The sequence below is a fragment of the Streptomyces sp. NRRL WC-3618 genome (assembly GCF_001280005.1).
GTDB lineage: Bacteria > Actinomycetota > Actinomycetes > Streptomycetales > Streptomycetaceae > Streptomyces.
In genome coordinates this window covers 1-8,924 of sequence record NZ_LGDW01000116.1, presented here as the reverse complement: position 1 = coordinate 8,924, position 8,924 = coordinate 1, and the positions used below count along the sequence as shown (strand labels likewise).

Annotated in this window: 6 protein-coding genes; all 6 read left to right on the top strand. The window is 70.0% G+C overall.

Annotation, left to right across the window (positions count from 1 at the left end; translation table 11 throughout):
- The first annotated feature begins 135 nt into the window (after positions 1-135).
- On the top strand, positions 136-1,020 hold the full coding sequence (locus ADL01_RS13810; RefSeq protein WP_053742266.1) for a DUF2797 domain-containing protein: 885 nt from the start codon (positions 136-138) through the stop codon (positions 1,018-1,020).
- Positions 1,021-1,276: 256 nt separating this feature from the next.
- On the top strand, positions 1,277-2,014 hold the full coding sequence (locus ADL01_RS13805) for a response regulator transcription factor (protein ID WP_199834821.1): 738 nt from the start codon (positions 1,277-1,279) through the stop codon (positions 2,012-2,014).
- A 164-nt stretch (positions 2,015-2,178) separates the two neighbouring features.
- Complete coding sequence (locus ADL01_RS13800; protein ID WP_420719716.1) at positions 2,179-3,879, top strand: ATP-binding protein; 1,701 nt, start codon at positions 2,179-2,181, stop codon at positions 3,877-3,879.
- Between the two features lie 14 nt (positions 3,880-3,893).
- Positions 3,894-5,228 carry a bifunctional glycosyltransferase family 2/GtrA family protein gene (locus ADL01_RS13795; RefSeq protein ID WP_053742265.1) on the top strand — a complete coding sequence of 445 codons (1,335 nt, stop codon included), beginning with the start codon at positions 3,894-3,896 and terminating at the stop codon, positions 5,226-5,228.
- On the top strand, positions 5,225-7,426 hold the full coding sequence (locus ADL01_RS13790) for an ArnT family glycosyltransferase (RefSeq protein WP_053742264.1): 2,202 nt from the start codon (positions 5,225-5,227) through the stop codon (positions 7,424-7,426). Before ADL01_RS13795 ends, ADL01_RS13790 begins: the two co-directional genes overlap by 4 nt.
- 102 nt (positions 7,427-7,528) lie before the next feature.
- On the top strand, positions 7,529-8,924 hold a 1,396-nt coding region (locus ADL01_RS13785), incomplete at its 3' end, for an MFS transporter (protein WP_053742267.1).

Genomic DNA, 8,924 nt, shown 5'->3' with positions numbered 1-8,924 from the left:
GGGTGAGGGGTACGGCCGTCGCCGTCGCGGCCGCCGATGCCGTTCCGGATCGCGTCTGATCTCCGTAGGGCCTCTGAGCTGGGGGTTTGTCGTCGCAAGGGGCGTTGTCAGTGGTACCCCGTACTCTCGCAAGGGATGGGACAGGCGTGGAGATGTTCGGGGCTGCGGTGGACGGCGGATGGTCCCGTGCTGCGGTGGGACGGTGGGCGCGACAGTGCGCTGACCTGGGGGAAGAGGGTGGCCTTCGGGGTCACGGAAGGGGGCGTACGGACATGTGTGGGAGCGCGGGGAAACGCCTGTCCGATACGGGCGGGAGTGTCGGGGCGGAGTACGGGGGCGCGGTGCGAGGAGTGCGCGCGGCTGGACCGGGCGCACTCGGTCGCCGCCGACACGATCGCCGACGACCCGCGGCCCTATCACGTATATCTGGCGTGGTTCGGGCCCGGGATGACCAAGGTCGGCATCACGGCGCTGGAGCGGGGCTCGGCGCGGCTGCTTGAACAGGGTGCCGTCGTCTTCAGCTGGCTGGGCGTCGGCCCGCTGATGGCCGCGCGGCGTACGGAGGAGTTGCTGCGCGCCGCGCTCGGGGTCCCCGACCGGATTCCGTACGCCGACAAGCGGGCGGTGCGGGCAGCGCTGCCGGGGACGGCGGCTGAGCGGGCCGTCGAGGTCGAGGAACTGCACGCTCGGGCGGTGGGGCTGGGCGGCTGGCCCGAGTCCCTGGAGCGGGCGTCCTGCCAAGTCGTCGACCATGTCGGGGCGTTCGGGCTGACGGGGCTGGCGCCGGCTGTCGGTGCCGTGAGCGAGTTGGTGGCGGGCGGTGTCGTCGGGGGCGAGCTGGTGGCGGCGGCCGGGCCCGATCTGCATCTCGCGGTCGAGGGGGAGCAGGGCGCCGGAGTGGTCGTGCTGGACACACGGCTGATGACCGGGTGGGGGCTGGTGCCCGTCGGGGAGGGGGGACTGACCGTTCCCGTGCGGGAGTTCAAGGAGGCGGCGGGGGTGCAGGACGGGTTGTTCTGAGCTCGGACGGACGTCATGCAGCGAGGGGGCGATGATGGTCTGCGGTGACGAATCGGCGGAGGAGAAGGGGAGTAAGGGGAGTGGGGTGCGTGACTTGGGATCGGGTTCGCTCTTTCTTGACGGTGGGCTCACCCTGACCTTTCCGGTCTCCCGGAGGGGATTCCCAGGGGCTGCCTGAGAGGTGCTTGTGTGTTTCTCAGGAAAATCACAGGTTCAGGAAAGCCTGTTCTCAGAGGGCAGCGACATGGTTTCCGGTATGACCACGACCTCGCCCCAGGGGCGTACGGAACTGCTGAGGCCGGACGGGAGCCCCGTCCGTGTGCTTGTGGTGGACGACGAGCTGTCGATCACCGAGCTGCTCTCCATGGCCCTTCGCTACGAAGGCTGGCAGATACGCAGCGCCGGTGACGGAACGGGTGCGGTGCAGACGGCGCGCGAGTTCCGGCCCGACGCCGTCGTGCTCGACATGATGCTGCCCGACATGGACGGCCTCGCCGTCCTCGGCATGCTGCGGCGCGAGCTGCCCGATGTGCCCGTGCTGTTCCTGACGGCGAAGGACGCCGTCGAGGACCGGATCGCCGGCCTCACCGCCGGTGGCGACGACTATGTCACCAAGCCGTTCAGCCTCGAGGAGGTCGTGGCGCGGCTGCGCGGCCTGATCCGGCGCGCCGGTGCCGCCGACCGGCGGTCCGAGTCCGTGCTGGTCGTCGGTGACCTCACCCTCGACGAGGACAGCCACGAGGTGTCGCGGGCCGGGGACGGCATCCACCTCACCGCGACCGAGTTCGAGCTGCTGCGCTTCCTGATGCGTAACCCGCGGCGCGTGCTCAGCAAGGCGCAGATACTCGACCGTGTGTGGTCGTACGACTTCGGCGGCCAGGCGAACGTCGTCGAGCTGTACATCTCCTACCTGCGGCGGAAGATCGACGCCGGGCGCGAGCCGATGATCCACACCCGGCGCGGCGCCGGATACCTGATCAAGCCCGCCGCCTGATCCCTGCCATTGTGAGCAGCAACAAGCGGAGAGCGGGCGGGCGGCAGAGGCTGGGCAGGCTGGGCAGGGTGCTGCAGAAGTTTTTGGGGAAGGTGCGGTGGCAGGGTAAGCCGCGGACTCTGCGTACGCGGCTCGTCGTTTCGGCGGTCACGTTGATCGCTGTGGTGTGTGCCGTGATCGGCACGGTGACGGCCATCGCGCTCGAACAGCACCTCTACAAGCAGTTGGACAGCCAGGTCACCGAGGCCGCCAAGCGTGCCGGTGGTCCGCCGAAGGGCGACGGGCAGCGTCCGGCTGGTGGGTACGGCAGTTTTCCCACGATGGCCGCTACAGGAGCAGGCGCAGGAGTGGGAGTTGGTTTCCCCTCCGTGGAGAAGCGGTTGCAGGACTTCGTCACCCGGGGCGGTACGCAGGCGAAGACCATCGCTGCCAGTGTCGATGTGAACGGCGGTGTCACCCACGCGGTCATCGCCGAGATGGAGTCGACCTCCACCTCCACGAGCAGCGACGTCCCGAACATGAAGGACGTCCCGCTGAACCAGGCGCAGAGGGCCGAACTGGCCGCCGTCTCCCGCGACAGCGGCCTGCACACCGTCACCCTCACGGGGCTCGGCGAGTACCGCGTCAAGTACACCACCGGCGACCGGGGCAACTACTACGTCGCCCTGCCGACCCACTCCGTCACCACGACCGTCAACACCCTGATCCTCGTGGAGATCAGCGTCACCGGCGCCGGTCTCGTCGCCGCCGGTATCGCGGGCTCCGTACTCGTCTCGGTGGCCCTGCGCCCCCTCCGCAGGGTGGCCTCGACCGCCACCCGGGTCTCCGAACTCCCGTTGCACACCGGCGAGGTGACCCTCGACGAACGCGTCGCCGAGTCCGAGACCGACCCGCACACCGAGGTCGGCCAGGTCGGCGCGGCCCTGAACCGGATGCTCGACCATGTGCACGGCGCCCTGCACGCGCGCCAGCAGAGCGAGACGCGTGTACGTCAGTTCGTCGCGGACGCCAGTCATGAGCTGCGTACGCCGCTGGCGTCGATTCGCGGGTACGCCGAGCTGACCAGACGTGGCGGGGAGGAGACGGGGCCGGACACGCGGCACGCGCTCGGGCGGATCGAGTCGGAGGCGGGGCGTATGACGCTGCTCGTCGAGGATCTCCTCCTGCTCGCCCGCCTCGACGCGGGCCGGCCGCTCCAGTTCGACCGGACCGACCTCGTACCGCTCGTCGTCGACACCGTCAGCGACGCGCGCGCCGCCGGACGGGACCACAACTGGCGGCTCGAACTGCCCGACGAGCCCGCGCTGGTGTGGGCGGACGCGGCCCGGCTACAACAGGTCCTGGTGAACCTGCTGGCCAACGCCCGTACGCACAGCCCGCCCGGGACGACCGTCACGGCGCGCGTGCGGCGGCGCGGGCCGTGGCTGTGTGTGGACGTGCAGGACGACGGGCAGGGCATCCCGGGCGACCTGTTGCCGCATGTGTTCGAGCGGTTCGCGCGCGGCGACTCCTCGCGCTCCCGTTCCTCCGGTTCCTCCGGTTCCTCCGGTTCCTCCGGTTCCTCCGGCTCCACCGGGCTCGGGCTCGCCATCGTGCGGGCCGTCGCGACCGCGCACGGCGGTGCCGTGACCGTCGACAGTGTGCCCGGGCAGACCGTCTTCACGGTGCGTCTGCCTGCTCCCGCCTCCGACGCCTCCGAAGCCTCCGAAAAGAACCGGCAGCCGGGCGACCGGCACGCGGACGACCGGCAGCTGGACCACATGCAACCGGACGACCGGCGGTCGGCCGACCGGCAACCGTATGGCCGGCACGCGGACTCACAGGCGCAGCACAGTGCCAGCACACGGGCGCGACAGGGGGCCTGACGAAAGTCGGTCCCATGCGAACCGACTCTTCTCCCGGCACCCTGCCGGCGCGGGAGCATCTCCCGGCCTCGGTAGCCGGTGCGCCTGTCCTGGACGTAGTGATCCCCGTCTACAACGAGGAGAGGGACCTCCAGCCATGCGTGCTCCGACTGCACGAGCACCTCAAACGCACGTTCCCCTACGCGTTCCGCATCACGGTCGCGGACAACGCGTCCACGGACACCACTCCCCTGGTGGCGGCGCGGATGGCGGCGGAGATACCGGAGGTCAGCTCCTTCCGGCTGGACCAGAAGGGGCGCGGCCGGGCCCTGCGGACCGTGTGGTCCTCCTCCGACGCGCCGATCCTCGCCTACATGGACGTCGACCTGTCGACCGACCTGAATGCCCTGCTGCCGCTGGTGGCACCGCTGATCTCCGGTCACTCGGACCTTGCGATCGGTTCCCGGCTCGCCCGCTCCTCACGCGTCGTGCGCGGTGCCAAGCGGGAGTTCATCAGCCGGACGTACAACCTGATTCTGCGCGGCTCGCTCCAGGCCCGCTTCACGGACGCGCAGTGCGGATTCAAGGCCATCCGGCGTGATGTCGCCCAGATCCTGCTGCCGCTGATCGAGGACACCGGCTGGTTCTTCGACACCGAGATGCTGGTGCTCGCCGAGCGGGCGGGCCTGCGCATCCACGAGGTGCCGGTCGACTGGGTCGACGACCCGGACTCGACCGTCCGCCTCGTCAGGACGGCCACCGACGACCTGCGGGGGGTGTGGCGCGTGGGTAAGGCCCTGGCCGGCGGTTCGCTGCCGTTGGACCGGCTCGCCCGGCCGTTCGGTGACGATCCGCGCGACCGCGACATCAAGGACGTACCGAAGGGGCTGGCCCGTCAGCTCGTCGGGTTCTGTGTGGTCGGCGGGCTGTCGACCCTCTTCTACCTGCTGCTCTACAGCGCCTTCCGGGGTTTCGCCGGCTCGCAGATCGCCAACGCGCTCGCGCTGCTGGTCTCCGCCGTCGCGAACACCGCGGCCAACCGGCGCCTGACCTTCGGGGTGCGCGGCCGGGGCGGGGCGGTGCGTCACCAGGCGCAGGGGCTGGTCGTCTTCGGCATCGGGCTCGCCCTCACCAGCGGCTCGCTCGCCGCCCTCGGCGTGGCGACCAGCGACCCCAGCCACTCCGCGGAACTGGCGGTGCTCATCGTCGCCAACCTCGCGGCGACGGTGCTGCGGTTCCTGCTCTTCAGGGCCTGGGTGTTCCCGGATCAGACCGATGAGCCGACCCCGTCCGTCCACCAGGCGTACGCCATCTCGGCGTTTCAGCCGGTGCGCCCGCACGACAACCAGGATCCGAGGAACCCGCGATGACCACTCACTCCGACCGGACGACCAGCCCGGAACCGGGGGTTGCGAGCCCCTCGAACCCTCCCCTGGAATCAACACCCGTACCGCAAAAGGCAGGTATTGGGAAAGCTGAGTCAGCTCCCTCGCTCGGTGAGCCCAACCCGCCCTTCGTACGCGGACTGTGGCGAGGTCGGCCCGAGGATCACCCGTGGGTGCGGCCCGCGTTCCTGGCCGCGCTGCTGGTGATCGGCGCGCTGTACACGTACAACCTGACGGCCTCCGGATACGCCAACTCCTTCTACTCGGCGGCCGTTCAGGCCGGCAGCCAGTCCTGGAAGGCGTTCTTCTTCGGCTCCCTCGACGCCTCCAACGCCATCACCGTCGACAAGCCGCCGGCCTCCCTGTGGCCGATGGCGCTGTCGGTCAGGCTCTTCGGCCTGGGCTCCTTCGCGATCCTGTTCCCGCAGGTTCTGATGGCCGTCGCCACGGCGGGGGTGCTGTACGCGTCCGTGCGGCGCCGGTTCAGCGCGATGGCCGGGTTCCTCACGATGGCGGTCTTCGCGCTGACGCCGGTCGCCGCGCTGATGTTCCGCTTCAACAACCCGGACGCGCTCCTCGCGCTCCTGATGGCCGTCGCCGTCTACTGCACCCAGCGCGCCATGGCGAAGGCCGAGACGAAGTGGCTGCTCTGGGCGGGTACGGCGATCGGTTTCGCCTTCCTCGTCAAGACGCTCCAGGCCTTCCTGATCCTGCCGGTGCTGGCCCTGGTGTACGTGGTCTGCGCGCCGACAGGTGTCCGCAGGCGCATCGGACAGGTACTGGCCGCCGGGCTCGCGATGGTCGTCGCGGGTGGGTGGTGGGTCGCGATCGTCGAGCTGTGGCCGGCGTCCTCGCGCCCCTACATCGGCGGCTCGCAGCACAACTCCTTCCTTGAACTGACCTTCGGCTACAACGGACTTGGCCGGATCAACGGCGATGAGACCGGCAGCGTCGGCGGCGGTGGGCGCGGCGGCGGCACCGGAATGTGGGGCGAGTCCGGCTGGGACCGGATGTTCAGCTCCACCAGCGGCGGCCAGATCTCCTGGCTGATCCCGGCCGCGCTGATCCTGCTCGTCGCGGCGCTCTGGGCCGGCCGCAAGATCGGGCGCACCGACAGCGCCCGCGCCGCGCTGCTCCTCTGGGGCGGCTCGCTGATGATCACCATGGTGATCTTCAGCTTTATGCAGGGCATCTTCCACGACTACTACACCGTCGCCCTCGCCCCCTACCTCGCGCCGCTGGTCGGCATGGGCGCGGCTCTGCTCTGGCAGGAGCGGGCCAGGGTGTGGGCGTCGCTGACGCTCGCGGGTGCCATGACGGCCACCGCGGTCTGGGGGTACGTCCTTCTCCACCGTTCCTCCGACTACCTGCCCTGGCTGAAGTGGCTGGTGCTGGTGGGCGGGCTGGTGGCCGCGCTGGGGCTCATCTTCGTCAACCGGCTGGGGCATCAACTGGCGCTCGCTGTCGTTGGGTTGAGCTTCGTCGCGGCGCTGGCGGGTCCGGTCGCGTACTCCCTCACCACCCTCGGCGAGGGGCACACCGGCTCGATCGTCACGGCGGGTCCGTCCGTACGGGGCGGTCGCGGCGGCATGGGCCGGCTCCGGGCCGGTGGCTTTCCCGGTGGCGGCACTGGCCGCTTCCCCGGTGGCTTCCCCGGTGGCGGTACCGGTGGCTTCCCGGGCAACCAGCAGCAGGGCGGCCCCGGCGGTCGGTTCGGTGCCGGCGGCGGTATGGGCGGTGGCATGGGCGGTATCGGTGGCGGTGGTGGCATGGGCGGGCTGCTCAACGGCGCCGGTGTCAGCAGCGCGGCCAAGGCCCTCCTGGAGAAGGACGCCAGTCGGTACACCTGGGCGGCGGCGGCCATCGGTGCCCAGAACGCGGCGAGCTACCAACTCTCCACCGGCGCCCCGGTGATGGCGATCGGCGGCTTCAACGGCACCGACCCGTCCCCGACGTTGGCCGAGTTCAAGAAGTACGTGGCGGACGGCAGGATCCACTACTTCATCTCCAGCGGCTCCAGGGGCTTCGGCGGCTCCGGCGGCGGGCGCATGGGCGGCGGCGGCAGCGGCAGTACGGCAAGCACCTCGTCCCAGATCAGCTCGTGGATCGAGAGCAACTTCAAGAAGGTGACGGTGGGTTCGGCCACCTTCTACGACCTGACGCAGCCAGCGGGCAGTAGCTGACGGCCGGTTTTTCAAGGCGGTGGGTTCGGAGCGGGAGCGCTCCGGGCCCACCGTCTCATTATTCGTTGTACGCCGTATAGGAACTCTTCTACGGTGTACAACATGTCTACGTCCCCTCAGGTGAACCACCTTGAGTCCCCGCCCGCCCAGGGCCATCCCCAACGCTGGCTGATCCTCGGCGTCATCTGTCTCGCGCAGCTCACCGTGCTGCTCGACAACACCGTCCTGAACGTCGCGATCCCCTCCCTCACCCGGGAGTTGGGCGCCCGCACCGCCGACATCCAGTGGATGATCAACGCGTACTCGCTCGTCCAGGCGGGCCTGCTGCTCACCGCCGGGAGCGCGGCCGACCGCTACGGCCGCAAGAAGATGCTCATCGCGGGCCTCGCCCTGTTCGGCGTGGGCTCGCTGACCGCCGGACTGGCGGACAGCACCGGCCAGTTGATCGCGGCGCGCGCCGGAATGGGCGTCGGCGGCGCGCTGCTGATGACGACCACTCTCGCCGTGGCCATGCAGATCTTCACGCCCGAGCAGCAGCCGAAGGCCATCGGCATCTGGGCCGCGGTCAACTCGCTCGGGTTCGCCACCGGCCCGCTGCTCGGCGGCTTCATGCTGAACCACTTCTGGTGGGGCGCGATCTTCCTCGTCAACATCCCGGTCGCGGCGCTGGGGCTGGTGGCGGTCGTGGCCCTCGTACCCGAGTCGAAGAACCCCACCGGCGACCGCCCGGACATCCTCGGCGCGGTGCTCTCCACGGTAGGTATGTCCTCGCTCGTGTTCGCGATCATCTCCGGGCCCGGGCACGGCTGGACATCCGGCCGTGTGCTGGTGCCGGGCACCGTCGCGGTCGTGGTGCTGGGCGCCTTCGCGTACTGGGAGAGCCGGGTCCCGTACCCCATGCTCGACATGCAGTTCTTCAGGAACCGGCGGTTCACCGGAGCGGTCGCGGGCGCGATGCTGATCAGCTTCGGGATGGGCGGGTCGCTCTTCCTGCTCACCCAGCACATGCAGTTCGTGCTCGGCTACGGCCCCCTGGAGGCCGGGCTGCGTACGGCACCGCTCGCGCTCGCGATCGTGGCCCTCAACTTCACCGGGGTGTCCGCGAAATGGGCGGCGAAGCTCGGCACGCCGCTTGCCATCGGGCTGGGCATGGCGCTGATGGCGGGCGGGCTCGTCTCTATCGCGACGGTCGCCTCCGGCGGTTACGCGGGTACGTTGCTGGGCCTGCTGCTCGTCGGTACGGGGGCCGCGGTGGCCAGTCCGGCGATGGCGCACGCGATCTTGAGCTCGATTCCGCCGGAGAAGGCCGGTGTCGGGGCGGGGATCAACGGGACGGTGGGGGAGCTTGGACAGGGGCTGGGGGTTGCGGTGCTTGGCGCGGTGCTGAGTTCGCGGTTCGCGGGGAGTTCCCTGCCGGGGGCGTTGGCGGAGGCGGGGTCGGTGGCGGAGAGGGGGCGTATTACGGAGGCGTTCGCTTCTGGGTTGGAGAGCAGTCAGT

Bases quoted from the DNA above. Each gene is read 5' to 3' on its own strand.
- ADL01_RS13795 (WP_053742265.1), top strand. From the start codon at position 3,894: ATGCGAACCGACTCTTCTCCCGGCACCCTGCCGGCGCGGGAGCATCTC.
- ADL01_RS13805 (WP_199834821.1), top strand. From the start codon at position 1,277: ATGACCACGACCTCGCCCCAGGGGCGTACGGAACTGCTGAGGCCGGAC.
- ADL01_RS13810 (WP_053742266.1), top strand. From the start codon at position 136: ATGGGACAGGCGTGGAGATGTTCGGGGCTGCGGTGGACGGCGGATGGT.
- ADL01_RS13790 (WP_053742264.1), top strand. From the start codon at position 5,225: ATGACCACTCACTCCGACCGGACGACCAGCCCGGAACCGGGGGTTGCG.